At 60.3% G+C, this 25,282-nt stretch carries 24 protein-coding genes; 16 read left to right on the top strand and 8 right to left on the bottom strand.

The genetic code is table 11. The features are described 5' to 3' along the window. Nucleotides 1–27: 27 nt before the first annotated feature. A complete protein-coding gene (gene aspA / locus ACA060_RS28780) occupies nucleotides 28–1,452 on the bottom strand; it encodes an aspartate ammonia-lyase (RefSeq protein WP_109626817.1) in 1,425 nt (474 codons plus the stop codon). 180 nt (nucleotides 1,453–1,632) lie between these two features. On the opposite strand from aspA, the gene ACA060_RS28775 reads away from it, so the two are divergent. From ACA060_RS28775 to ACA060_RS28755, 5 genes are all read left to right on the top strand, one after another. Then, a complete protein-coding gene (locus ACA060_RS28775) occupies nucleotides 1,633–2,550 on the top strand; it encodes a LysR substrate-binding domain-containing protein (RefSeq protein ID WP_109626815.1) in 918 nt (305 codons plus the stop codon). A gap of 331 nt (nucleotides 2,551–2,881) precedes the next feature. After that, nucleotides 2,882–3,373: a 5-(carboxyamino)imidazole ribonucleotide mutase gene (gene purE, locus ACA060_RS28770; RefSeq protein ID WP_497314570.1), complete on the top strand. Its 492-nt coding sequence runs from the start codon at nucleotides 2,882–2,884 to the stop codon at nucleotides 3,371–3,373. Between the two features lie 11 nt (nucleotides 3,374–3,384). Next, complete coding sequence (locus tag ACA060_RS28765) at nucleotides 3,385–4,467, top strand: 5-(carboxyamino)imidazole ribonucleotide synthase (RefSeq protein ID WP_497314568.1); 1,083 nt, start codon at nucleotides 3,385–3,387, stop codon at nucleotides 4,465–4,467. A gap of 110 nt (nucleotides 4,468–4,577) precedes the next feature. Continuing rightward, nucleotides 4,578–4,823 carry a GlsB/YeaQ/YmgE family stress response membrane protein gene (locus ACA060_RS28760; RefSeq protein ID WP_010465333.1) on the top strand — a complete coding sequence of 82 codons (246 nt, stop codon included), beginning with the start codon at nucleotides 4,578–4,580 and terminating at the stop codon, nucleotides 4,821–4,823. 87 nt (nucleotides 4,824–4,910) lie between these two features. Then, on the top strand, nucleotides 4,911–5,447 hold the full coding sequence (locus ACA060_RS28755) for a DUF3299 domain-containing protein (protein ID WP_497314566.1): 537 nt from the start codon (nucleotides 4,911–4,913) through the stop codon (nucleotides 5,445–5,447). A 125-nt stretch (nucleotides 5,448–5,572) separates the two neighbouring features. Here ACA060_RS28755 and ACA060_RS28750 read toward each other — a convergent pair whose 3' ends face one another. Both ACA060_RS28750 and ACA060_RS28745 read right to left on the bottom strand, forming a co-directional pair. Next, a complete protein-coding gene (locus tag ACA060_RS28750) occupies nucleotides 5,573–6,472 on the bottom strand; it encodes a D-hexose-6-phosphate mutarotase (RefSeq protein ID WP_497314564.1) in 900 nt (299 codons plus the stop codon). 57 nt (nucleotides 6,473–6,529) lie between these two features. Continuing rightward, complete coding sequence (locus ACA060_RS28745; RefSeq protein WP_007896491.1) at nucleotides 6,530–6,934, bottom strand: acyl-CoA thioesterase; 405 nt, start codon at nucleotides 6,932–6,934, stop codon at nucleotides 6,530–6,532. A 382-nt stretch (nucleotides 6,935–7,316) separates the two neighbouring features. Between ACA060_RS28745 and ACA060_RS28740 the strand changes: the two genes are divergently transcribed. The 8 genes from ACA060_RS28740 (at nucleotide 7,317) to ACA060_RS28705 (ending at nucleotide 18,026) form a co-directional block, all read left to right on the top strand. Beyond that, nucleotides 7,317–8,615, top strand: coding sequence for an MFS transporter (locus tag ACA060_RS28740; RefSeq protein ID WP_497314562.1), 1,299 nt, complete (start codon nucleotides 7,317–7,319; stop codon nucleotides 8,613–8,615). 232 nt (nucleotides 8,616–8,847) lie between these two features. Further along, nucleotides 8,848–9,846, top strand: a complete 999-nt coding sequence (locus tag ACA060_RS28735; RefSeq protein ID WP_497314560.1) for a phosphate ABC transporter substrate-binding protein PstS family protein — start codon at nucleotides 8,848–8,850, stop codon at nucleotides 9,844–9,846. Between the two features lie 486 nt (nucleotides 9,847–10,332). Further along, nucleotides 10,333–12,366, top strand: coding sequence for an ABC transporter permease subunit (locus tag ACA060_RS28730; protein ID WP_178082331.1), 2,034 nt, complete (start codon nucleotides 10,333–10,335; stop codon nucleotides 12,364–12,366). Nucleotides 12,367–12,381: 15 nt separating this feature from the next. Then, nucleotides 12,382–14,052 (top strand): phosphate ABC transporter permease PstA, encoded by a 1,671-nt coding sequence (gene pstA, locus ACA060_RS28725; protein ID WP_497314558.1) that lies wholly within the window; start codon nucleotides 12,382–12,384, stop codon nucleotides 14,050–14,052. Between the two features lie 130 nt (nucleotides 14,053–14,182). Then, nucleotides 14,183–15,016, top strand: coding sequence for a phosphate ABC transporter ATP-binding protein PstB (gene pstB, locus ACA060_RS28720; protein ID WP_010465315.1), 834 nt, complete (start codon nucleotides 14,183–14,185; stop codon nucleotides 15,014–15,016). A gap of 71 nt (nucleotides 15,017–15,087) precedes the next feature. After that, nucleotides 15,088–15,849: a phosphate signaling complex protein PhoU gene (gene phoU / locus ACA060_RS28715; protein ID WP_008150055.1), complete on the top strand. Its 762-nt coding sequence runs from the start codon at nucleotides 15,088–15,090 to the stop codon at nucleotides 15,847–15,849. 167 nt (nucleotides 15,850–16,016) lie between these two features. Further along, a complete protein-coding gene (locus tag ACA060_RS28710) occupies nucleotides 16,017–16,922 on the top strand; it encodes a response regulator (protein ID WP_109626801.1) in 906 nt (301 codons plus the stop codon). A 207-nt stretch (nucleotides 16,923–17,129) separates the two neighbouring features. Then, entirely contained in the window at nucleotides 17,130–18,026 is an 897-nt protein-coding gene (locus ACA060_RS28705) for a peptidoglycan DD-metalloendopeptidase family protein (RefSeq protein ID WP_109626799.1), read from the top strand. 105 nt (nucleotides 18,027–18,131) lie between these two features. Here the strand turns inward: ACA060_RS28705 and ACA060_RS28700 are convergent, their stop codons facing one another. From ACA060_RS28700 to phoB, 3 genes are all read right to left on the bottom strand, one after another. Beyond that, nucleotides 18,132–19,472: a hemolysin family protein gene (locus tag ACA060_RS28700; protein WP_109626795.1), complete on the bottom strand. Its 1,341-nt coding sequence runs from the start codon at nucleotides 19,470–19,472 to the stop codon at nucleotides 18,132–18,134. Nucleotides 19,473–19,595: 123 nt separating this feature from the next. Then, nucleotides 19,596–20,882, bottom strand: a complete 1,287-nt coding sequence (gene phoR, locus ACA060_RS28695; protein ID WP_256597535.1) for a phosphate regulon sensor histidine kinase PhoR — start codon at nucleotides 20,880–20,882, stop codon at nucleotides 19,596–19,598. A gap of 81 nt (nucleotides 20,883–20,963) precedes the next feature. Further along, nucleotides 20,964–21,653, bottom strand: coding sequence for a phosphate regulon transcriptional regulator PhoB (gene phoB / locus ACA060_RS28690; protein ID WP_007896474.1), 690 nt, complete (start codon nucleotides 21,651–21,653; stop codon nucleotides 20,964–20,966). A 152-nt stretch (nucleotides 21,654–21,805) separates the two neighbouring features. Between phoB and ACA060_RS28685 the strand changes: the two genes are divergently transcribed. Next, a complete protein-coding gene (locus tag ACA060_RS28685; RefSeq protein WP_109626791.1) occupies nucleotides 21,806–22,192 on the top strand; it encodes a COG4315 family predicted lipoprotein in 387 nt (128 codons plus the stop codon). A gap of 56 nt (nucleotides 22,193–22,248) precedes the next feature. Here ACA060_RS28685 and ubiA read toward each other — a convergent pair whose 3' ends face one another. Both ubiA and ACA060_RS28675 read right to left on the bottom strand, forming a co-directional pair. After that, a complete protein-coding gene (gene ubiA, locus ACA060_RS28680) occupies nucleotides 22,249–23,139 on the bottom strand; it encodes a 4-hydroxybenzoate octaprenyltransferase (protein ID WP_497314555.1) in 891 nt (296 codons plus the stop codon). Further along, nucleotides 23,139–23,702 carry a chorismate--pyruvate lyase family protein gene (locus tag ACA060_RS28675; protein ID WP_497314553.1) on the bottom strand — a complete coding sequence of 188 codons (564 nt, stop codon included), beginning with the start codon at nucleotides 23,700–23,702 and terminating at the stop codon, nucleotides 23,139–23,141. The genes ubiA and ACA060_RS28675 overlap by 1 nt, the downstream gene beginning before the upstream one ends. Before the next feature lie 202 nt (nucleotides 23,703–23,904). On the opposite strand from ACA060_RS28675, the gene ACA060_RS28670 reads away from it, so the two are divergent. Beyond that, nucleotides 23,905–24,072, top strand: a complete 168-nt coding sequence (locus tag ACA060_RS28670; RefSeq protein WP_007954349.1) for a rubredoxin — start codon at nucleotides 23,905–23,907, stop codon at nucleotides 24,070–24,072. 22 nt (nucleotides 24,073–24,094) lie between these two features. After that, a complete protein-coding gene (locus ACA060_RS28665; RefSeq protein WP_497314551.1) occupies nucleotides 24,095–25,243 on the top strand; it encodes an NAD(P)/FAD-dependent oxidoreductase in 1,149 nt (382 codons plus the stop codon). Nucleotides 25,244–25,282 lie beyond the last annotated feature (39 nt).

Genomic DNA, 25,282 nt, shown 5'->3' with positions numbered 1-25,282 from the left:
AGGAGCAAGAGCCGATGTTGTGTCTGGTTATGCCTTCAAAGGCACCAGACGCGGAGCAATCATGTTTTCCGGGCGCAGGATGTCGGCGAGCATTTCATCGTCGAGCAAGCCTTCTTCGCGCACCAGTTCCAGCACGCCGCGGCCGCTTTCCAGCGCGATACGGGCGATGCGGGTGGCGTTTTCATAGCCGATATACGGGTTCAGCGCGGTGACCAGGCCGATCGAGTGCTCGACCAGTTCACGGCAGCGCTCTTCGTTGGCGGTGATGCCGACGATGCAGTGCTCGCGCAGCATGTCCATGGCGCGTTGCAGCAGGCGGATCGAGTCGAAGATCTTGAACGCGATCAGCGGCTCCATCACGTTCAGTTGCAACTGACCGCCTTCGGCCGCGATGGTCAGGGCCAGGTCGTTGCCGATGATCTGGAACGCCACCTGGTTAACCGCTTCCGGGATTACCGGGTTGACCTTGCCTGGCATGATCGAGCTGCCTGGCTGACGCGCCGGCAGGTTGATTTCGTTGATGCCGGTGCGTGGGCCGCTGGACAGCAGGCGCAGGTCGTTGCAGATCTTCGACAGCTTCACCGCGGTGCGCTTGAGCATGCCGGAGAACAGCACGAAGGCGCCCATGTCGGAGGTGGCTTCGATCAGGTCGGCCGCCGGAACCAGCGGTTGACCGCTGATCAGGGCCAGACGCTCAACGGCCAGGTGCTGGTAGCGCGGGTCGGCGTTGATGCCGGTGCCGATCGCGGTGCCGCCCAGGTTCACTTCGGTCAGCAGCTCAGGCGCCAGGGTCTTCAGACGCGCCAGGTCTTCGCTAAGGGTGGTGGCGAAAGCGCGGAATTCCTGGCCCAGGGTCATCGGCACGGCGTCTTGCAGCTGGGTACGACCCATCTTCAGGACGTGGCTGAATTCAACACCCTTGGCAGCAAACGACTGGATCAGGCTGTCGAGGCTGGCCAGCAGCGCGTCGTGACCCAGCAGCAGACCCAGACGGATCGCGGTCGGGTAGGCGTCGTTGGTCGACTGCGCCATGTTCACGTCGTTGTTCGGGTGCAGGTATTGGTATTCGCCCTTCTGGTGACCCATGGCCTCCAGCGCGATGTTGGCGATGACTTCGTTGGCATTCATGTTGGTCGAAGTGCCAGCGCCGCCTTGAATCATGTCCACCACGAACTCTTCGTGGAAATCGCCGCGGATCAGACGTGCACAGGCTTCGCTGATGGCAGCGTGCTTGGCTTCGCTCAGGTGACCCAACTCGCGGTTGGCGTCAGCGGCGGCCTGTTTGACCATCGCCAGACCGACAACCAGCTTCGGGTAATGCGAAATCGGAACGCCGGAGAGACGGAAGTTGTTCACCGCTCGCAGGGTCTGGATGCCGTAATACGCTTGAGCAGGTACTTCGAGTACGCCAAGCAGGTCTTTTTCTGTGCGGAAAGATGCAGCGGAGGACATGATAGAAATCATCTCGATAAGGACCCGGTCTGTGCCGGAACGCTGCAAATGCTAGGCTTGTGGAGAATTTTCGGCCAATGCTGTTAAACACTAGCCTATGCACATTCGGCATAATGCCAATGTGACGCCGCGTGTGCGGCGAGCGTGTGACCTAATTTGGTGCGTGTCTGGGAGGACGTGATGAATCTGGAAAGTAAATGGCTCGAGGACTTCAGCGCCCTGGCCGCGACACGTAGCTTCTCCCAGGCTGCGGAACGACGCTTCGTGACTCAGCCGGCTTTCAGCCGCCGGATCCGCAGCCTTGAAGCCGCGCTGGGGCTGACGCTGGTCAATCGCTCACGCACGCCTGTCGAACTGACGGCGGCGGGGCAGTTGTTTCTGGTGACCGCGCGGACCGTGGTCGAACAGCTCGGCGAAGTACTGCGCCACCTTCATCATCTGGAAGGCGGGCAGGGTGAAGTGATGCAAGTGGCGGCCGCTCACTCCCTGGCATTGGGCTTTTTTCCGCGCTGGATCGCGCAATTGCGTAATGAAGGTTTGAACATCGCCACGCGGTTGGTGGCGACTAACGTCGGCGATGCAGTGCATGCGCTGCGAGAAGGCGGTTGCGACTTGATGCTCGCGTTCTATGACCCGGACGCAGCCTTGCAGATGGACCCGGAAATCTTCCCGTCTCTGCACCTCGGCGACACCGAAATGCTCCCTGTCTGCGCAGCGGATGCCGATGGCAAGCCGTTGTTTGATCTGGAGGGCGAGGGCAGTGTGCCGCTGCTGGCCTATAGCGCGGGTGCGTTTCTCGGGCGTTCGGTGAACATGCTGCTGCGTCAGCGTGCGCTGCGCTTCACCACCATCTATGAGACCGCCATGGCCGACAGCTTGAAAAGCATGGCGCTGGAGGGGTTGGGGATTGCGTGGGTGCCGCAATTGAGTGTGCGCGCCGAGCTGGCGCGCGGTGAGCTGGTGGTGTGCGGCGGCCCGCAATGGCATGTGCCGCTGGAGATTCGTCTGTATCGCTGCGCGCTGGTGCGCAAGGCGAATGTGCGGTTGTTGTGGCGCAAGCTGGAAGGCGGCGCGGCCCAAGGCACAACCGGTTCCTGAGACCCCTGACGATCAAATGTGGGAGCGGGCTTGCTCGCGAATGCGGTGGGTCAGACAACATTGATATCGACTGACCCACCGCTTTCGCCAGCAAGCCCGCTCCCACGAGGGATTGGGGGTGTAATTGACTGACCTTCAAGTCAATAAAACCGGCACTTTGCGCCGTATGACGGATGGTCGTTTCAGGGGCTGTTTATCTGCTTCATTAAGGTATACTGCGCGGCCTTCGGCCGGTTCGCCCGGCCATAATTCGTACAATCAAGCCACGCATTTTGCGTGGCTTGTTGTTTTTTGACGCGCCTGCGGGCGCCCAGAGAGAAGAGGCACGACGATGAGTGCACTGGTTGGCGTGATCATGGGCTCCAAGTCCGATTGGTCCACCCTTAGCCACACCGCCGATATGCTGGAAAAGCTCGGCATCCCTTACGAGGTGAAAGTGGTCTCCGCCCACCGCACCCCGGACCTGCTGTTCCAGTACGCCGAAGAGGCCGAGGCGCGTGGCATCGAGGTGATCATCGCCGGTGCCGGTGGCGCGGCCCACTTGCCTGGCATGTGTGCGGCCAAGACCCACCTGCCGGTGCTGGGCGTTCCGGTGCAGTCGTCGATGCTTTCGGGCGTCGATTCGCTGCTCTCGATCGTGCAGATGCCTGCGGGCATCCCGGTTGCCACCCTGGCCATCGGCAAGGCCGGCGCGATCAACGCTGCCCTGCTGTCGGCGAGTATCCTCGGCGCCAAGCACCCGCAATTCCACGCGGTGCTGAAAAAATTCCGTGCTGAGCAGACAGACAGCGTCCTGGATAATCCAGACCCACGCATCGCCTGAGGTTGTTGACGATGAAGATCGGTGTAATCGGTGGCGGCCAGTTGGGTCGCATGTTGGCGTTGGCGGGCACCCCGCTGGGCATGAACTTCGCTTTCCTGGACCCGGCGCCGGATGCTTGCGCAGCTGCGTTGGGCGAACACCTGCGGGCCGATTACGGCGATCAGGACCACCTGCGCCAGCTGGCCGATGAAGTCGATCTGGTGACTTTCGAGTTCGAAAGCGTCCCGGCCGAAACCGTGGCGTTCCTGTCGCAATTCGTCCCGGTCTACCCGAGCGCCGAAGCCCTGCGCATTGCCCGTGATCGCTGGTTCGAGAAGAGCATGTTCAAGGACCTGGGAATTCCCACCCCGGCGTTCGCCGATATTCAATCGCAAGCCGATCTGGACGCCGCTGTCGCTTCCATCGGTCTGCCGGCCGTGTTGAAAACCCGCACCCTGGGTTACGACGGCAAGGGCCAGAAAGTCCTGCGCAAACCGGAAGATGTGGTCGGCACCTTCGCCGAACTGGGCAGCGTGGCCTGCCTGCTGGAAGGCTTCGTGCCGTTTACCGGTGAAGTCTCGCTGATCGCCGTGCGTGCTCGCGATGGTGAAACCAGGTTCTACCCACTGGTTCACAACACCCACGACAGCGGCATCCTCAAGCTGTCCGTGGCCAGCACCAACCACCCGCTGCAGGCTTTGGCCGAAGACTACTCCAGCCGCGTGCTCAAGCAGTTGAATTACGTCGGCGTGATGGCGTTCGAGTTCTTCGAAGTCGACGGTGGCCTCAAGGCCAACGAAATCGCCCCGCGCGTGCACAACTCCGGGCACTGGACCACCGAAGGCGCCGAGTGCAGCCAGTTCGAAAACCACCTGCGGGCCGTTGCCGGTCTGCCGCTGGGTTCGACGGCCAAGGTCGGCGAGAGCGCAATGCTCAACTTCATCGGTAAAGTGCCGGACACCGAGAAAGTCCTGGCCATCGCCGATTGCCATCTGCACCACTATGGCAAGGCGTTCAAGGTCGGCCGCAAGGTCGGTCACGCCAACCTGCGTTGTGCAAACCGCGAAACACTGGCCGCGCAGATCCTCAAGGTCGAAGCGCTCATCGCCGAATAAACAGTTTCATGTGGCAGCGGCGGAACCATTCAAGGTCCGCCGTTCTCTCATGGCAGGATGCGAAAGTCTGACTAGGCTTTCGCATAGCCACTTACTCAGAGGGAAATGTCATGGGAATTATCGGAACCATCTTTATCGGCTTGATCGTCGGCCTGCTGGCCCGGTTCCTGAAACCGGGCGATGACAGCATGGGCTGGATCATGACTATTCTGCTCGGTATCGGCGGTTCGCTGGCGGCCACTTATGGCGGCCAGGCTCTGGGCATCTATCACGCGGGCGAAGGTGCAGGCTTCATCGGTGCGCTGGTCGGCGCGGTGGTGTTGCTGGTGATCTACGGTTTGATCAGAAAGAACTGACTCAAGCGACGAAGTCCTCTCCGCGCCGCAGGCGGGGAGGGCTAGAATGCTCGGCGTTACACCGTCCTTTCCTTACCGAGCACCTCCATGCGCCGTCTTTTTTTGACTCTCCTCCTTTTGGGCAGCGGTATGGCCCATGCCGGCGAACTGCCGGAAACCGACTGGCTCGAGCTGATGCCCAAGTCTGATCAGAAAGCCCTCGAGGCCATGCCCGAAATCGACCATAGCTCCCCCGAAAGCGATGGTACCTTTACCGAAAAAGGTGGCATGAAGCAGAGCAAAGGCTTGCCGGCGGTGATGTATTCGACCAAAACCGTGCCGTCGATGAACGACAAGAACATCCGCATCGGGGGTTATCCGGTGCCGCTGGAGTCCGACACCAAGGGGCGCAGTACGCTGTTCTTCCTCGTGCCGTATCCGGGCGCCTGCATCCACGTGCCGCCACCGCCGCCTAACCAGTTGGTGCTGGTGCGTTACCCGAAAGGTTTGAAGCTGGATGATATCTACACGCCGCTGTGGGTGACGGGCACGTTGAAGATCGAGAAGGTCAACAATGATCTGGCTGATGCTGCGTATGCGCTGGATGCGGCGAAGGTGCGGGTGGTGCAGGAGTCCGATCTCTAACAGCCACTCGAAATAACTGTGGGAGCCAGCCTGCTGGCGATAGCGGTGTGTCAGATACTTTCAAGTTGACTGACACGACGCCATCGCCAGCAGGCTGGCTCCCACATTTCGTATTGCGGTAGGGCTTAGAGCGGTTTTGCGCCGACGCTGACACCCAAGGTATGGCTCGCACCCGGCGCCAATGTCACCACATCATCCATCACATTCGCCGTCTCGATGCACAGCATCTTCTGCCAGCCATCGTCGGCCATGTCGCTGAACGCGGCCGCGCGTTCTATCCACGGATTCCAGATCACTGCCGAGCGCGAGCCACAGCTGGTCAGCTCGATACGCCGTTCCCAAGTCGGGTCGATAATGCTCAGCTTCGCCGGGGTATTGAGGTAGATGCGGTCGGTTTCGCCAGTGAAACGCAAATCGCCGCTCTGAGTGACGGTTTTCCAGTCCTCCAGCGTCTCGATGTAGCTCAAGCCATCCAGCCCCTCAACGTGCACATTGCGCACATCACTGACCGCGAAGTAACTGTGCAGCGCCTGGCTGATGGTGACTTTATCCGTGCCCTGGTTGTGGCTGGTCAGACTGATGTGCAGTTGATCACCCAGACGAATGCTCAGTTTGAGATCCACCTGATGCGGCCAGCCCGGAAAGCCGCCTTCGGGGTAGGGCAGGAGAAACTCAACCTTAAGGCTTTCACCCTCGGCTTCGATACCACCCAGTTCCCAATCCATCGCCCGGACAAAACCGTGGGCGGTCGGCGATTCGTTGCTGACGCGCATCGCCTGGACGCTCTGCGGGTTGCGCGGGAAATTGCCGAACCACGGCCAGCACACCGGCACGCCGGCGCGGATGCTTTTGCCGGTCTTGAACACGGCCTCGTCGTTCAGCCAGATCACCGGCGGTTGGCCGGCCACTTGATAACTGAGGATGTGCGCGCCTTGCTGGGCGACCAGCAATTCGGCCTGACCGTGGCGGATGCGCCAGCAGTTCAGTTCATCCAGTTTCACGGCTTCAACGTTGGGCGTGCTCATGGGGCAACTCTCGATCAGGAACAATGACTGCAATGGACCGCAGAAAGGCCGCAGTGTTTAACGCGCGCGTGGCGGAACCGAGCGGGTACGGCCGCTGCCATCGATCGCGACAAACACAAACACGGCTTCAGTCACTTTACGCCACTCGCTGGACAGCGGATCGTCACTCCAGACTTCGACCATCATCTGAATCGAGCTGCGGCCGATTTCCAGTGCCTGGGTATAGAAGGAGAGCTGAGCGCCCACCGCTACCGGAACCAGAAACGCCATGCGATCGATCGCAACGGTGGCCACGCGTCCGCCAGCGACTTTGCTGGCCATTGCGGTGCCGGCCAAATCCATCTGTGCCACCAGCCAGCCGCCGAAAATATCGCCGAAGCCGTTGGTTTCACGTGGAAGCGCGGTGATTTGCAGGGCCAGGTCGCCTTGCGGGATTGGATCTTCTTGTTCGAGCTCTATCATGCCGGGGGTGCCTCTGACCCGTGACTCATCGTAGGTGTAGCGGGTGAATAGCCGTCTCAAGGAAAAACGATTCAGCCCGAACATACTACGTTCGTCACGTTTTTCGTAAGGCGCCTAAAGGGAAACTCTGCGAAAGCGACTGAACCACGCAATGACCTTGCCTGACAGCCAGCGCGTTTTCGCACAGCAACCCCTTACAAATGCCGCAATGCAGCGAGTATATCGATCGGTAGACTCCGAGACGACCGTCCGGTTCTCATTTTGACCGTCAAATACGCACCTCTATGTGCTTTTTCGAACAATTTGCTATCGTGCCGGACCTGCCCAAGCCTCAGCCAGCGTTGTTGGGGTTGCAGATCCGACTATAAGAGAAGCCCTTGCCATGACCACAGCGCCCTCTAGCATCGCGCAGCCGACCCAGCCCGCACGCCCGTTGACCCGTAGCGACTACAAGACGTTATCGCTGTCTGCCTTGGGCGGTGCGCTGGAGTTCTACGACTTCATCATTTTCGTGTTCTTCGCCACGGTGGTGGGCAAACTGTTCTTCCCGGCGGACATGCCCGAGTGGCTGCGCCTGATGCAGACGTTCGGCATCTTCGCCGCCGGCTACCTCGCTCGTCCGTTGGGCGGCATTGTCATGGCGCACTTCGGCGATCTGTTGGGTCGCAAGAAGATGTTCACCCTGAGTATTTTCATGATGGCGGTACCGACCCTGATCATGGGCCTGCTGCCGACCTATGCGCAGATCGGCATGTGGGCGCCGATCCTGTTGCTGCTGATGCGGGTGATTCAAGGCGCGGCGATTGGCGGTGAAGTGCCGGGCGCGTGGGTATTCGTTTCCGAACACGTGCCAGCGCGTCATATCGGTTATGCCTGCGGCACCCTGACGAGCGGTCTGACGGCTGGCATCCTCCTGGGTTCATTGGTCGCCACCGCGATCAACAGCGTTTACACCCCGGCTGAAGTGTCCGATTACGCCTGGCGGATCCCGTTCCTGTTGGGCGGCGTGTTCGGTTTGTTCTCGGTCTACTTGCGCCGCTGGTTGCACGAGACCCCGGTGTTCGCCGAGCTGCAATTGCGCAAGGCTCTGGCCGAGGAAGTGCCGCTGCGCGCGGTGCTGCGTGACCATCGCGGTGCGATTCTGATTTCCATGCTGCTGACCTGGCTGCTGTCCGCCGCCATCGTGGTGTTGATCCTGATGACGCCGACCGTGCTGCAGACGGTGTACCACTTCTCGGCAACCACGGCGCTGCAAGCCAATAGCCTGGCGATCGTGTTTCTGAGTTTTGGCTGCATCATTGCCGGTGCGCTGTCAGACCGGTTCGGCGCAGGGCGGGTCTTCGTGTTCGGGTGTGCGGCGCTGTTGCTCAGCTCCTGGACCTTCTATCACAGCCTGGCCGCGCATCCCGACTGGCTGTTCCCGCTGTATGCCCTGACCGGGCTGCTGGTTGGCACCATCGGCGCCGTGCCGTACGTGATGGTCAAAGCTTTCCCGCCCGTGGTGCGCTTCAGCGGCCTGTCGTTTTCCTACAACGTCGCCTACGCCATCTTTGGCGGCCTGACGCCGATGATCGTCAGCCTGTTGCTCAAGGAAAGCCCGATGGGGCCGTCGTATTACGTGGCGGTTCTTTGCGGTGTCGGGATTCTGGTGGGGGCTTATCTCTGGAAGAAAGGGCGCTGATCCCGAAATTGTCTGTAGCTGTACCGGCCCCAATCGCCAGCAGGCTAGCTCCCACATTGAAATGCATTCCAATGTGGGAGCTAGCCTGCTGGCGATTGGGGCGCATGAGTCATCCTGTAAAAACCCGAGTGCTGGCCTTTCATCCAATTGTCATATTTCAGCCATAGAGTGTTCACACGGCCTGCTGATACTTGGCCCCGACTTAACACACCCTATCTGCTAGGAGTAAGGCATGAAACTGAAGCGTTTGATGGCGGCAATGACTTTTGTCGCTGCTGGCGTTGCGACTGCCAACGCGGTTGCCGCTGTTGACCCTGCTATCCCGAGCTACACCAAGACCACTGGTGTGTCGGGCAACCTGTCCAGCGTCGGCTCCGATACCCTGGCCAACCTCATGACCCTGTGGGCTGAGAACTACAAAAAAGAATACCCGAACGTAAACATCCAGATTCAGGCCGCTGGTTCTTCTACCGCGCCACCTGCGCTGACTGAAGGCACCGCTAACCTGGGCCCGATGAGCCGCAAGATGAAGGACAACGAACTGCAAGCCTTCGAAACCAAATACGGCTACAAGCCAACCGCTATCCCGGTTGCCGTGGACGCCCTGGCTGTGTTCGTGCACAAAGACAACCCGATTCAGCATATGACCATGGAACAGGTCGACGCGATCTTCTCGTCCACTCGTCTGTGCGGTGCTAAAACCGACGTGAAAACCTGGGGTGATCTGGGCGTGACCGGCGACCTGGCCAACAAGCCGGTGCAACTGTTCGGTCGTAACTCGGTATCCGGCACCTACGGCTACTTCAAAGAAGAAGCCCTGTGCAAAGGTGACTACAAGCCAAACGTCAACGAACAACCAGGTTCGGCATCGGTCGTGCAGTCGATCAGCTCGTCGCTGAACGGTGTTGGTTACTCGGGTATCGGCTACAAAACCGCTAGCGTGAAGACGGTGGCCTTGGCCAAGAAAGGCAGCACCGAGTTCATCGAAGACACCGAAGAAAACGCCCTGAACGGCAAGTACCCGCTGTCGCGTTTCCTCTACGTTTACGTCAACAAAGCCCCGAACAAGCCTCTGGCCCCGCTGGAAGCCGAGTTCGTGAAACTGATTCTGTCCAAACAGGGTCAGGAAGTTGTGGTGAAAGACGGCTACATCCCACTGCCAGCCAAGGTTGCTGCAAAAGCACTGGCTGACCTGGGTCTGCAAGAAGGTAGCAACGTAGCAAAAAAGTAAAACCCTGAGTCCGGGATATACCCGGACTCTGTAGGAGCGAGGCTTGCCCGCGAAAGCGGTGGTTCAGTCAGCATTGATGTTGAATGTAATGACGCCTTCACGAGCAAGCTTCGCTCCTACAAATGCCGGTACGCCGGCCCCCAAATTTCCGGTCCACTGCCAGTTAACGCTGGCGGCGGATTTGTTGCGTCACTGCATTGTCATCTTTCTGTCATACAGGATCGCTAGGGTGTGCGCATGAATGATCTGGCCAATTCCACCATGACTACTAATCCCCCCAAGCGAATTGATTTCAATACGCCTGAGCTGCAACGCAAGCGCCGCATCCGCGCGCTCAAGGATCGCCTGACCCGCTGGTACGTTCTCGTGGGCGGCCTCGCCGTTCTCGGCGCGATCACGCTGATCTTTTTCTTCCTCGCCTACGTCGTCGCGCCGCTGTTCCAGGGTGCCGACTTGACCGCCAAGGACGCCATCACGCCTGCCTGGATGCAAGACGCCGGCAAGCCGTTGATGATCTCCCTGGAAGAACAGAACCAGGTCGCCATGCGGGTTTCCGACAAGGGCCAGGCGTTGTTCTTCGACATCGACAGTGGCGCCGAACTCAAGCGCGTCGATCTGCCGATTCCGGCCGGCACTACCGTCACCTCCATCGGTGAAGACCAGCCCGGTCACCCATTGGTGGCGGTCGGCTTGTCCAACGGTCAGGCGCTGGTGTTCCGTCATACGTATAAAGTCAGCTACCCGGATGGCAAGAAAACCATCTCGCCAGCGGTCGAATACCCGTACGGCGAAACCCCGATTGCGCTGAACGAAGCGGGCGGTGCGCTGGAACACGTCAGCCTCAACGCCACCGACACCACTCTGATGCTGGTCGGCTCCACCGGTTCGCAACTCAATGTGCTCTCGCTGACCAGCGAAGAAAACATGATGACCGGCGAAGTGACCAACGAGCAGAAGCGTATCGATCTGCCGCAGATGACCGAACCGGTGAAGAACATCTTCGTCGACCCGCGTCAGCAATGGCTGTACGTGATCAACGGGCGCGCCCAGGCCGACGTGTTCAGCCTGCGCGACAAGAGCCTCAACGGTCGCTACAAACTGCTTGAAAACGGCGATGCCGAAATCACTGCCAGTACTCAATTGGTGGGCGGCATCTCGCTGATCCTTGGCGACTCCAAAGGTGGCCTGGCCCAGTGGTTCATGGCCCGTGACCCGGATGGCGAGTTGCGCCTGAAGCAAATCCGCACCTTCCAGATGGGCACCACGCCGATCGTTGAAATCTCCGCCGAAGAACGTCGCAAAGGCTTCATCGCCCTCGACGCCTCCGGCAAGCTCGGCGTGTTCCACAGCACTGCCCACCGCACCTTGCTGGTGGATCAGGTGGTCGAAGGCCAAGGCATCTTCGGCCTGTCGCCACGGGCCAACCGCGTGATCGTCGAAGCGGGCGGCAAGATTCAACCGTTGCTGCTCGACAACCCGCACCCGGAAGTGTCGTGGAGCGCGCTGTGGAGCAAGGTCTGGTACGAGAACTACGACGAGCCTAAATACGTCTGGCAATCGACCGCCGCCAACACTGACTTCGAACCCAAGCTGAGTCTGTCGCCACTGACCTTCGGCACCTTGAAAGCCGCGTTCTACGCCATGCTGCTGGCCGCGCCTCTGGCCGTCGCTGCGGCGATCTACACCGCGTATTTCATGGCTCCGGGCATGCGCCGCAAGGTCAAGCCGGTGATCGAGTTGATGGAAGCGATGCCGACGGTGATCCTCGGTTTCTTCGCCGGCCTGTTCCTCGCACCTTATGTCGAAGGGCATTTGCCGGGCATTTTCAGCCTGCTGATGCTGCTGCCGATCGGCATTCTGGTGGCGGGTTTCGTCTTCAGTCGCCTGCCTGAGTCTATCCGTCTGAAAGTGCCGGACGGCTGGGAAAGCGCGATCCTGATTCCGGTGATCCTGTTTGTGGGCTGGCTCTCGCTGTACATGAGCCCGTACATGGAAACCTGGTTCTTCGGCGGCGACATGCGCATGTGGATCTCCCACGACCTGGGCATCACCTACGACCAGCGCAACGCTCTGGTGGTCGGTCTGGCCATGGGCTTCGCGGTGATCCCGAACATCTACTCCATCGCCGAAGACGCCGTGTTCAGTGTGCCTCGCGGCCTGACCCTCGGTTCCCTGGCCCTCGGCGCTACGCCGTGGCAGACCATGACCCGCGTGGTGATCCTCACCGCCAGCCCGGGCATCTTCTCGGCACTGATGATCGGCATGGGCCGTGCGGTCGGTGAAACGATGATCGTGCTGATGGCCACCGGTAACACCCCGGTCATGGAAATGAACCTGTTTGAAGGTCTGCGAACGCTGGCCGCCAACGTCGCGGTGGAAATGCCCGAATCGGAAGTCGGCGGCAGCCACTACCGCGTGCTGTTCCTCTCGGCGCTGGTGCTGTTGCTGTTCACCTTCGTCATGAACACCCTCGCAGAACTGATTCGTCAGCGTCTGCGCAAGAAATACTCGTCGCTTTAAGAAAGGTAGAAGTCTGTGAAACAGAACTCCCTGAATGGATGGTTCAAGAGCGGCGCCCCAGGCGTCTGGATCAGCGGTGGCGCGGTGTCCATCGCGGTCATCATGACCATTGGCTTGCTGGCGGTGATTGCCGTGCGCGGTCTGGGCCACTTCTGGCCGGCAGACCTGGTGCACTCCAGTTACGACGTGCCGGGCCAGGCCAACCACCTCGTCATCGGCGAAGTGGTGCAGAAAGAAGAAGTGCCGCGCGAGCGCCTGAAAAGCGCTGGCCTGCCGGTGCCCGATCAGGGTCCGGAGTTCATGACCCGCGAGCTGATCAAGGTCGGCAACCGTGACTTGAACGGTAACGACTTCACCTGGATCGTCGGCGAGTGGCTGACTAACCAGAAGACCCCGCCAGAACTCATGGCCATCGAGCGTCGCGAGTGGGGCAACTTCTACGGCTACCTGGTCAACGTCAAACAGGAAGGCAAGGTCATCGCGGAAGGCGAAGCCGCATGGCCGGAATTGCAGGAGCGTGTCGCGCGCGTGAACCAGCTCGCGGCGCAGCTCAAGACCCTGGAAAAGGTCGACATCGGCGCGATCAACGCCGGTCTCGAACGCGTGCGTCTGCACGGTCGCAAACTGGAACTGGCGGGCAAGCTCGATGCCACCGCGCAAGCGGACATGGAATCCGAGCGCGCCGAGCTGAACGCGCGGTATCAGGACATTGAGGCGCGCCTGAACGACCTGCACGCCCAGTTCAACCGCGACAGCCTGACGGCCCGCGATGCGAACGGCAAAGAGATCGTGATCGACATCGGCAAAGTGGTTCGCGCCTATCAGCCGAACGCTATGGGCACCTTTACCAAGATCGGCTTCTACTTCAGCAAGGTCTGGGAATTCCTCAGCGATGATCCGCGTGAGGCGAACACCGAAGGCGGGATCTTCCCGGCGATTTTCGGCACCGTGATGATGACCCTGATCATGGCGATGATCGTGACGCCATTCGGCGTACTGGCGGCAGTTTACCTGCGTGAATACGCCAAGCAGAACGCACTGACCCGGATTATCCGTATCGCGGTGAACAACCTGGCGGGCGTTCCGGCCATCGTTTACGGCGTGTTCGGTCTGGGCTTCTTCGTTTATGTACTCGGTGGCTCGGTTGACCGCTTGTTCTTCCCTGAAGCATTGCCGGCACCGACCTTCGGTACGCCGGGCCTGCTCTGGGCGTCCCTGACCCTGGCGCTGCTGGCAGTGCCGGTGGTGATCGTGGCCACCGAAGAAGGCCTGGCGCGGATTCCTCGCACCGTGCGTGAAGGCTCGTTGGCCCTCGGCGCGACCAAGGCTGAAACCTTGTGGAAGATCGTGCTGCCGATGGCCAGCCCGGCGATGATGACCGGGATGATCCTCGCCGTGGCGCGCGCCGCCGGTGAAGTGGCGCCGCTGATGCTGGTGGGTGTGGTGAAACTGGCGCCGTCGCTGCCACTGGATGGCAACTACCCGTACCTTCACCTGGACCAGAAGATCATGCACTTGGGTTTCCACATCTATGACGTCGGCTTCCAGAGCCCGAACGTCGAAGCCGCACGACCGCTGGTGTACGCCACGGCGCTGCTGCTGGTGCTGGTGATCGCCACGTTGAACTTGTCGGCGGTCTACATCCGGAACCACCTGCGCGAGAAATACAAAGCGCTGGATAGCTGATTTCTTATGTGGGAGCCAGCCTGCTGGCGATGGCATCACCGCGGTTTACAGACTGACCGCGTTGCCTGAATCGCCAGCAGGCTGGCTCCCACAAAAACCGAACCGAATTTGTTAGCACAGGGAGCCTCCCATGCAGCACGAAGCACATACCCACGGCATCAACATGTCTGCCCTGGGCCGCGACAAACAGAGCCTGAGCCTTGAACAGGAAACCGTGGCCATCGAAGTGCCGGGCCTGAACCTGTTCTACGGCGACAAACAAGCGCTGTACGACGTCAGCCTGAACATCCCGAAACAGCGCGTGACCGCCTTCATCGGTCCGTCCGGCTGCGGCAAGTCCACGCTACTGCGTACCTTCAACCGCATGAACGACCTGGTCGACGGCTGCCGCGTAGAAGGTGAAATCAACCTGTACGGCCACAACATCTACCGCAAGGGCGAAGACGTGGCCGAGCTGCGTCGTCGCGTCGGCATGGTGTTCCAGAAGCCGAACCCGTTCCCGAAAACCATTTACGAGAACGTGGTTTACGGCCTGCGCATCCAGGGCATCAACAAGAAGCGCGTCCTCGACGAAGCGGTCGAGTGGGCGTTGAAAGGCGCGGCGCTGTGGGACGAAGTCAAAGACCGTCTGCACGAGTCGGCACTCGGCCTGTCCGGTGGTCAGCAGCAACGTCTGGTGATCGCCCGCACCATCGCCGTAGAGCCGGAAGTGCTGCTGCTCGACGAACCGTGCTCGGCACTCGACCCGATCTCGACGTTGAAAGTAGAAGAACTGATCTACGAATTGAAATCGAAATTCACCATCGTCATCGTGACCCACAACATGCAACAGGCCGCGCGGGTTTCCGATTACACGGCGTTCATGTACATGGGCAAACTGGTGGAATTCGGTGACACCGATACCCTGTTCACCAATCCGGCCAAGAAGCAGACCGAGGACTACATCACCGGTCGATACGGCTAGGACGCTGTAGTTGCTCACTGAACTGACGCTGCGGTCCACCGCACCTTACCGGACGCTCCAAGGACGCCAACATGATTAGTAAAGAAGGCCTTACCCATCACATCTCCGCGCAGTTCAACGCTGAGCTGGAGGAAGTTCGCAGCCACCTCCTGGCCATGGGCGGTCTGGTGGAAAAGCAGGTCAATGACGCGGTGACCGCGCTGATCGAGGCCGACTCCGGCCTGGCCCAGCAGGTTCGCGAGATCGACGACCAGATCAACCAGATGGAACGCAACATCGACGAAGAATGCCTGCGCATTCTGGCCCGCCGTCAGCCGGCCGCATCCGACTTGCGTCTGATCATCAGCATTTCCAAGTCGGTGATCGACCTGGAGCGCATCGGAGACGAAGCAACCAAGATCGCCCGCCGCGCCATTCAGCTGTGCGAAGAAGGCGAGGCGCCGCGCGGTTACGTCGAGGTTCGCCACATCGGTGACCAGGTGCGCAACATGGTCCGCGATGCGCTGGACGCCTTTGCCCGTTTCGACGCCGACCTGGCGTTGTCGGTGGCTCAGTACGACAAGATCATCGACCGCGAATACAAGACCGCGCTGCGTGAGCTGGCAACCTACATGATGGAAGATCCGCGCTCTATCTCGCGGGTCTTGAGCATTATTTGGGTGCTGCGTTCGCTGGAGCGCATCGGCGACCACGCACGTAATATTTCGGAACTGGTGATTTACCTGGTGCGCGGCACGGACGTGCGTCACCTGGGCCTCAAGCGCATGAAAGAAGAAGTTGAAGGCACAAGTGGCGAAACCGCTAATGTTCCGGGCAAAGCTGACGATAAGTAAGACTGCCCAAGAAAAACGCCCGGTCCTTTGGCCGGGCGTTTTTATGTGTGGCTTTCGACTTCAACAGCAGCACCCGCGAACGAAAAGTCCCGGCGTGACTGAAGGTTTTTGGCAATGTGCCATCAGCAAAACGGTATGCTTGCCGGGATTTTTTCGAGGGGTGATGGATGAGCAAGATCAGTGTGTTGGTGGTGGACGATGCGGCGTTCATTCGTGACCTGGTAAAGAAGTGCCTGCGTAACTACTTCCCGGGTATCCGGACCGAAGATGCCATTAACGGCAAAAAGGCCCAGGCCATGCTGGCCAAGGAAGCGTTCGACCTGGTGCTGTGCGACTGGGAGATGCCGGAAATGTCCGGCCTGGAACTGCTGACCTGGTGCCGCGAGCAGGACAACCTCAAGACTATGCCTTTCGTGATGGTGACCAGCCGTGGCGACAAGGAGAACGTGGTCCAGGCGATTCAGGCCGGCGTTTCCGGCTACGTCAGCAAGCCCTTCACCAACGAACAACTGCTGACCAAGGTCAAGCAGGCGCTGAACAAGGTCGGCAAGCTCGACGCCTTGATGAGCGGTGCGCCGACCAAAATGAACTCGGCTTTCGGCAACGACTCCCTGAGCGCATTGACCGGCGGCAAGGCTGCCGTGGTAGCGGCTCCGACACCGGCGGCGGCACCGTCGCGCGGTTTGCTCAACAGCCCGCCGGTCAAGGCGCCGGTCCCTGCTTCCGCACCGTCCAGCGGTCGGGGTCAAGGCCAGCTGCGTTTGCCTAGCGGCATTCAGCAATGCGTGATCAAAGCCTTGAGCATCAAGGAAGCGCTGCTGGTGGTGAAGCGCACCGACACACTGCCGCAAGTCCTCGACAGCGCGGTGCTTGACCTGGAGCAGGGTGAGAACGCTGAAGTCGCCCGCCTCAATGGCTACTTGCACGCCATCGTCGCGTTTGAACCGAAACCCGACAGCGACTGGCTGCAACTGACCTTCCGCTTTGTGGATCAGGATGCGCAGAAGCTCGACTACATCTCCCGCCTGATTGCTCGTGGTACGGCGCAGAAGCACTTCGTTCCAGGCGCGTAATCTTCGTCGCCTGACAGTCCGTCATCGCTAGCAGGCTAGCTCCCACATTGGAATGCGTTCCCCTGTGGGAGCTAGCCCTGCTAGCGATGGGGCCCTCAAATTCACCGCACATCCCCTTCGCTGCCCATTTTGAAACATCTGCCGACTACCCGGGTCCATTGCAGCTGCTAGGCTCCTCCCCAGGCCTTACTCGACAGACTCTTGCCCATGCTCGCGCGCTTGCTGTTTTTCTGTGGTCTCTTCATGGCCGCCACCTCGGCGGTGGCCATGACGATCTACAAGTCCAAAGACGCTAATGGCGTGGTCTCCTACAGCGACCGCCCCAGCAAAGGCTCCCAGGTGTTCGTTTTTCGAGATCGCATGGTCGAGCACCTTGAGCGCCAGGTGTACCTCGATATCAAAAAGCAGAAGGGCGTGGACAGGGTGTTCGTGCGCAACGACCTGTACGCACCGGTCGAGATCGAGCTGAGTTTTACCGGGCTGCAGAATGTCAGCGGCGCGCCGAGCCGGCCGATCCGCCGGGTGATGCCGGCGCGCAGCAACATCCGTCTGGCGCTGCTCACGGCGACGAAGGCCGGAAGGCCGCTGGCGTATACCCCAAGGTTCGAATATTCCCTGGGCGACCCTTCAGGGGCCGCCATGGCCTATCGGTATCCGTTGCCCTGGCGTGGAGGGCCGTTTCGCTTGAGTCAGGGCAACAACGGCCAGTACAGCCATTTCGGCGCGAAGAACCGCTACGCCATGGACATCGCCATGCCCGAAGGCACGCCGATCATTGCCGCGCGTGGCGGGGTGGTGGTGAAAACCGAGAATGCCCAGACCGGGCGCGGCACTGATCCGTCGGGCAATTTCGTGCGGGTGCTGCACGATGACGGCACCATGGGCGTGTACCTTCACCTCAAGCAAGGTTCGGTGGGCGTTCGCGAAGGGCAACGGGTCGCGGTGGGGAGTGCGCTGGCACTGTCGGGCAATACCGGCAACAGCAGCGGGCCGCATTTGCACTTCGTGGTGCAGCGCAATACGGGATTGGGGCTGGTGTCGATTCCGTACCAGTTCAATCAACCGGTGGGCAGCCTGCCGAACTTTGCGCTCGGCAAGCAGTGATGTGTTGTCTGGTCTGACGCCTTCGCGGGCAAGCCTCGCTCCTACGGGATGAGTCATTCCTGTAGGAGCGAGGCTTGCCCGCGAAAGGGGCGACACCGGCCTGAATCAATCCAGCATCAACACCTTGGCCAGAATAATCTTCGGCCCTTTCATCTTCTTGATGATGATCCGCAAGCCTTCGACTTCCAGCACTTCTTCCTCTTCCGGTACCCGTTTCAGGGTTTCGTAGATCAGCCCGGCGAGGGTTTCGGCTTCGATGTGGTCCAGGTCGATGCCCAGCAGGCGTTCGACCTTGAACAGCGGTGTATCGCCCCGTACCAGCAGCTTGCCCGGCTGGTAGGCGAGGATGCCGCGCTCGGCCTTGCGGTGTTCGTCCTGAATGTCGCCGACCAGCACCTCAAGCACGTCTTCCATGGTCAGGTAGCCGATGATGTTGCCATCGGCTTCTTCAACCAGAGCGAAGTGCGAGCCGCCCTTGCGGAACTGCTCCAGCAACTGCGACAGCGGCATGTGCCGCGACACGCGTTCCAGCGGCCGGGTCAGTTCGGCGAGGTTGAACGACTCGGGGATGTGGTCCAGTGCGGCCAATTCGAGCAGCAGGTCTTTGATGTGCAGCAGGCCGACGAATTCCTGAGTATCGCTGTCGTACACCGGATAACGGCTGAATTTGTGGCGACGGAACATCGCCAGGATTTCCTTGAGCGGCGCGTTGAACTCCAGCGTCACCAGGTCTTCCCGGGAGTTGGCCCAGTCGACCACTTCCAGCTCGCCCATTTCCACGGCGGAAGCCAACACACGCATGCCTTGGTCGCTCGGGTCCTGGCCACGGCTGGAGTGCAGGATCAGTTTAAGTTCTTCACGGCTGTAATGGTGCTCGTGATGGGGGCCGGGCTCACCCTGGCCGGCGATCCGCAGGATCGTGTTGGCGCTGGCGTTGAGCAGGTAGATCGCCGGGTACATGGCCCAGTAGAACAGGTACAGCGGCACCGCGGTCCACAGCGACAGCAACTCGGGTTTGCGAATGGCCCAGGATTTCGGGGCCAGCTCACCGACGACGATGTGCAGGTACGAAATGATAAAGAACGCGGTGAAGAACGACACGCCTTTGACCACTTCGGCGGACTCGACGCCAACGGCGCTCAGCACCGGTTCGAGGATGTGCGCGAACGCCGGTTCACCGACCCAGCCAAGGCCCAGGGAGGCAAGGGTGATACCCAATTGGCACGCCGAGAGGTACGCATCGAGCTGACTGTGAACGGTGCGCAGGATGTGTCCGCGCCAGCCGTTTTTTTCAGCGATGGCCTCGACCCGGGTCGAGCGCAATTTGACCATGGCGAATTCCGCCGCAACGAAAAAGCCGTTGAGCAAAACCAGGATCAGAGCAAAAAGAATCATGCCGAAATCGGCGAAGAGTGTCGCGAGGGTCAAGCCAGGGGATGGGTCCATGATGGAGTTTTGCGGGTTCCGTGTATTCAAAAAAGGGGGAAATGCGGTGCCTGAAGGGCAGGCACAAGTCAGCCAATGTAGCGGCTGACCGGGCGATTGCCTAGTGGCGAGTGCTGGCCGGTATCAGTCGGCGGTGCTGATGACCCGCGATTTGGTGACTTGGGCAGGCGCGAAATGGCAGGTAAACGTGCTGCCATGCCCCGGCACACTGCTGATTTCCATCCGTGCACGATGGCGTAACAGTACGTGTTTGACGATCGCCAGGCCCAGCCCGGTGCCGCCGGTGTTGGAGTTGCGGCTGGAGTCGACGCGGTAGAAACGTTCGGTCAGGCGCGGCAGGTGTTTGCTGTCGATGCCGATTCCGGAGTCTTGCACGCTCAGGTGTGCACCTTGCTCATCACCCCACCAGCGAATGCGGATATTGCCTTCGGCCGGGGTGTATTTCACCGCGTTGAACACCAGGTTGGAAAACGCGCTGCGCAACTCGGCTTCGCTGCCCTTGAGCAGAATCGTCGGGTCGGCTTCCAGGGTAATGCGCTGGTTTTTCTGGCCGGACAGCTGCTGGGCATCGCTGGTGATCGATTGCAGCAGGCCGTCGATGGCCACGGGCTGGTTGTCCGACGGGTAATCGGTGGCTTCCAGTTTGGCCAGCAACAGCAAGTCATTGAGCAAGGTCTGCATGCGCCCGCCTTGCTGCTGCATTTGCTGCAGGGCACGGGTCCAACGCGGGTTCACTTCCTCGACATTGTCGAGCAGGGTTTCCAGGTAGCCGCAGATCACCGTCAGCGGTGTGCGCAATTCGTGGGACACGTTGGCAATGAAGTCTTTGCGCATCTGTTCCAACTGATGGATGCGCGTCACGTCGCGCACCAGCATCAGGTGTTCGTTATTGCCGTAGCGAGTGATGTACAGCTGAATGCGCAGGCGATCGTTGATCGGTGACGGGATTTCCAGCGGTTCGGCGTAGCTGTCCTGCTCGAAATATTCCTTGAAGCGCGGATGGCGTACCAGGTTGGTGACCGGCTGACCGCTGTCTTGCGGCGTCTTGAGGCCGAGCAGGGTTTCGGCGGCGCGGTTCCACCATTCCAGATTGCCCTCGCTGTCGAGCATGATGACGGCGTCTTTCAGTGCGGCGGTGGATTCCTGGACCCGATCGATCACTGCTTGCAGGCGTCCGCGCACGCGTTGGTCGCGACGTTGCAGGTGGTAGATGCTGTCGAACACTTCACCCCACAGGCCATAGCCGTCAGGGGGTGCTTCATCGGGTTTGTGCAGGCGCAGCCATTCGTGCAGCCGCAGCAATTGCTTGAGGGTCCAGGCCAGGTAAAGGCCCAGGCCCGCGGCGAGGCTCCAGCCGTAGTAGCCGGTAATCAAGCCGATCACCAAACAGCCGGTCACCAGCAACAACATGTGGCGAATCAGGGTGCCATGCCAGTTCTGGTTCAATTGAACACGCGTCCTTGTCAGCTTGTCGGGCGGGAAAGGTCTTGGTCAGGCTTTGGTCGAAAAGCGGTAGCCGGTGCCGCGCACGGTTTGTACCAGATTTTCGTAGGCGTCACCGAGGGCTTTGCGCAGACGACGGATGTGCACATCGACGGTGCGCTCTTCGACATACACGTTGCCGCCCCAGACCTGATCCAGCAACTGGCCACGGGTGTAGGCGCGTTCCTGGTGAGTCATGAAAAACTGCAGCAGACGGTATTCGGTCGGGCCCATTTCGGCGGGTTTGCCATCGATAGTCACGCGGTGGCTGATCGGGTCCAGCAGCAGACCGCCGACTTCGATCGGTGCCTCGCCATCGGTAGGGCCGGCACGGCGCAGTACGGCTTTGAGGCGCGCCACCAGCTCACGGGGGGAAAACGGCTTGGTTATGTAATCGTCAGCGCCGACTTCCAGGCCCTGGATCTTGTTGTCCTCTTCGCCCTTGGCGGTGAGCATGATGATCGGGATGTCCCCGGTCAGCTCATCGCGCTTAAGGCGACGGGCCAGCTCGATGCCGGACGTGCCGGGCAGCATCCAGTCGAGCAGGATCAGGTCCGGCTTGCGGTCGACGATGATGGCATGGGCCTGCTGGGAGTTTTCCGCCTCCAGGCAGTCATAGCCGGCCATTTCCAACGCAACGGCGATCATTTCGCGAATGGGCGCTTCGTCGTCGACGATCAGAATGCTCCTGCCAACCATGCGTTAATCCTCTTGTCATTTAACTGTCTTGCGCCGCATTAGATAACGGAATTATTGCAGTCGTGTGACAGTATTTTAGCCGCCCTGCGATTGTCGTGATCCTGAACTAAGCTCTAAGTCCGAATCCTGACAACCACAAAAGGAAGGTTTCCATGAATCACATTGCTCAATCCTGGAAGGCATTGTTAATGACTGCAGCGCTAACGCTGCCGACCATGGCCTTCGCCGCCGACCCGGCGATGATGAAGGACGGGATGATGGTCGACCACAAGGGCATGACCTTGTACACGTTTGACAAGGACAGCGGCGGCAAGTCGATGTGTAATGACGATTGCGCCAAAAACTGGCCACCGATGATGGCGCCGGCGGGTGCCACGGCCGCTGGCAAGTGGAGTGTCATCAAGCGCGATGACGGCACGAGTCAGTATGCTTACGACGGTAAACCGCTGTACACCTTTGTGAAGGATGAAAAGCCCGGAGAAATGAAGGGCGACAAGATGAAGGACGTCTGGCACGTTGTTCACGAGTCGCAAAAGTAAGCGACTCAACGCCCCAAGCCGTTGCCGAAACAGGGCTTCGGCAACGGCTTGGGCGATCAGCGAGTAGCGTAATCCAGCACAATCCCGACAAATATCGCCAACCCGGCCCAGTGGTTGTGCAAAAACGCCTTGAAGCAGCGCATCCGGTCCTTGCCACGGGTGTACCAGAACTCCCACGCAAAACAGCCCGCCGCCGCCAGCAGTCCCAAGTGGAACCAGCCTCCCAGCTCGAATTTCGACCCGGCCAGCAACAGGCAGCCCAGCGCCAAACCCTGCAAGGTCAGGATGATCGCCCGGTCCGCATCACCAAACAGAATCGCGGTGGATTTCACGCCGATCTTCAAGTCGTCGTCGCGATCGGTCATCGCGTAATAAGTGTCGTAGCCCACGGTCCACAGCAGGTTGGCAATCCACAGCAGCCACGCGGCGGCCGGCAGTTCACCGGTTTCGGCGGTGAACGCCATCGGCATGCCCCAGGAGAACGCTGCGCCCAGCACCACTTGCGGGTAATAGGTGTAGCGCTTCATGAACGGGTAGCTGAAGGCCAGCGCCAAACCACCCAGCGATAACCAGACCGTCTTCGCATTGGTGCATAGCACCAGCAAAAAGCTCACGCCCATCAGCACCGCGAAGAACACCAGGGCTTCTTTCGAGCTGATCTTGCCGCTCACCAGCGGCCGCTGCTCGGTGCGTTTCACGTGGCCATCGACCTTGCGATCGGCCCAATCGTTGATCACACAACCACCGGCGCGGGTCAGTACCACGCCGAGCACGAAAACCACGATATTGGCCAACGAAGGCGAACCTTCACCGGCAATCCAGAGTGCCCACAACGTTGGCCACAGCAGCAAATAAATGCCGATCGGCTTGTCCATGCGGGTCAGTTGAATGAAATCCCAGGCCCGAGGGTTCACGCGGTTCAGGGACTTGAGCAGGCTCTGGTACATCAGCAGTTCTCCGGGTGGGCGCGGGTGGCGCGCCACAAGGTCGGCAGGAAGATCTCGGCCACCAGCACGCTCAAGGCGCCACGGTCGAACCGCGAGCGCCGGCCCCACAGTTCAGGGGCCCGGGACTCCAGCGGCAGCCATTCCTGAGGATAGTGACAAACCTCGATGGCGCGACGCTGGAACGCATGATCGCAAAACAGCAATTCGCCCAAGGAGCGGCTGCCCAGTTCGTCCATGTGCAAGCCGTCGCCCTGCAAGGCACTGCGTGCTGCCACGCTGCGGGCAAACACCCACGCTTCACCGTGACCGCGCAGATACACCTCGCGCACCCAGCCTTCACTGCCTTCCTCCAGTTCCAGCGCGGCACATTCGTCGGCGCGCAGCGGTTGCCAGCCTTCAAACAGTGGCGTGACGCTAAAGCTGTCATTCGACAAACGGATCAGGCGTCGGGTCAGCGAGCCTTCGTCGAACAGCCAGTCGAGGGTAGACGTGTCGGGGAGGGGCGTCAGTTGGCTTTGAGGGAGCCACAGCGGGGTTGCGGAGGGGGATTTTGAGTGCGGCACAGTGAGTCATTATTGGCAGCAAATGAGGCGGCGAGCTTACCATGTCAGCCAGCGATTTTGATTGATCAGGACCGCCGTTGCGCCGAACACGCTTGCATCTGCCGGGCCCGATCAGTACAAAACGCCCCTGAGCCCGACGGCAGCGCTCCAACCATCGACCGTTCGCGCCGGCAATAAGCCTGAATCCTGAGGAAGTACCTGAATGAAAAAGTGGCAATGTGTGGTCTGCGGCCTGATCTATAACGAAGCCGACGGCTGGCCGGACGACGGCATTGCGCCCGGCACGCTGTGGCAAGACGTACCGGAAGACTGGCTGTGCCCGGACTGCGGCGTAGGCAAGATGGATTTCGAAATGATCGAAATCAACTAACAGAACACCAGAGGAGTAAGGAATGAACGCACCTGTCGTGATCGTCGGCACCGGCCTGGCTGGCTACAACCTGGCCCGGGAGTTTCGCAAGCTCGATGGCGAAACCCCGCTGCTGTTGATTACTGCCGATGATGGACGCTCCTACTCCAAGCCGATGCTCTCCACCGGTTTCGGCAAGAACAAAGACGCCGACGGCCTGAGCATGGCCGAACCGGGTGCCATGGCCGAGCAATTGAAGGCCGAAGTGCGTACGCACACACGCATCAGCGGCATCGATGCGGGCCACAAACGCCTGTGGATCGGCGAGGAATCGGTGATCTATCGCGACCTGATTCTGGCTTGGGGCGCAGAAACCGTGCGAGTGCCGATCGAAGGTGACGCCGCCGACTCCGTTTTCCCGATCAACGACCTGGAAGATTACGCACGCTTTCGTGCCGCCGCGGCGGGCAAGCGCCGGGTGTTACTGCTCGGTGCCGGCCTGATCGGCTGCGAGTTCGCCAATGACTTGATCGTTGGCGGCTACGAAGTGCAACTGGTTGCACCGTGCGAGCAAGTCATGCCGACCCTGCTGCACCCGGCGGCAGCCGCTGCGGTTCAGGCCGGGTTGGAAAGCCTTGGCGCGCGTTTCCACCTCGGGCCGGTGCTCAACCGCTTGCAGCGAGTTGCGCACGGTCTGGAAGCGCATCTGTCCGACGGCCAGGTGATTCCTTGTGACGTGGTGGTCTCGGCCATTGGCCTGCGTCCACGCATAGATCTGGCGGCTGCGGCCGGTGTGCAGGTCAATCGCGGCGTGGTGGTCGACCGTCACCTGAAAACCTCTCACGCCAATATCTACGCGCTGGGCGACTGCGCCGAGGTCGATGGGCTGAATCTGTTGTACGTCATGCCCCTCATGAGCTGTGCGAGAGCGCTGGCGCAAACCCTCGCCGGCAACCCAACTGCCGTGAGTTACGGCCCAATGCCGATTACCGTGAAAACCCCGGTCTGCCCGTTGGTGGTTTCGCCGCCACCCCGCGGCGCCGAGGGTGTCTGGACCGTCGAAGGGCAGGGCGCGGACATCAAAGCATTGTGTCGCGATGCCAGCGGAAAACTGCTCGGTTATGCCCTGACAGGCGCGGCGGTGATGGAAAAACTGGCCCTCAACAAAGAGCTTCCGGCGCTGCTGGCGTAAATACCGGTCGTTCTGTCGGAATCACCCCGCTTTTGTCCC

It is taken from the genome of Pseudomonas sp. LBUM1671, from assembly GCF_059695685.1.
Note: the sequence above shows the minus strand (reverse complement) of the source record. Positions and strands in the feature narration are given on the sequence as shown.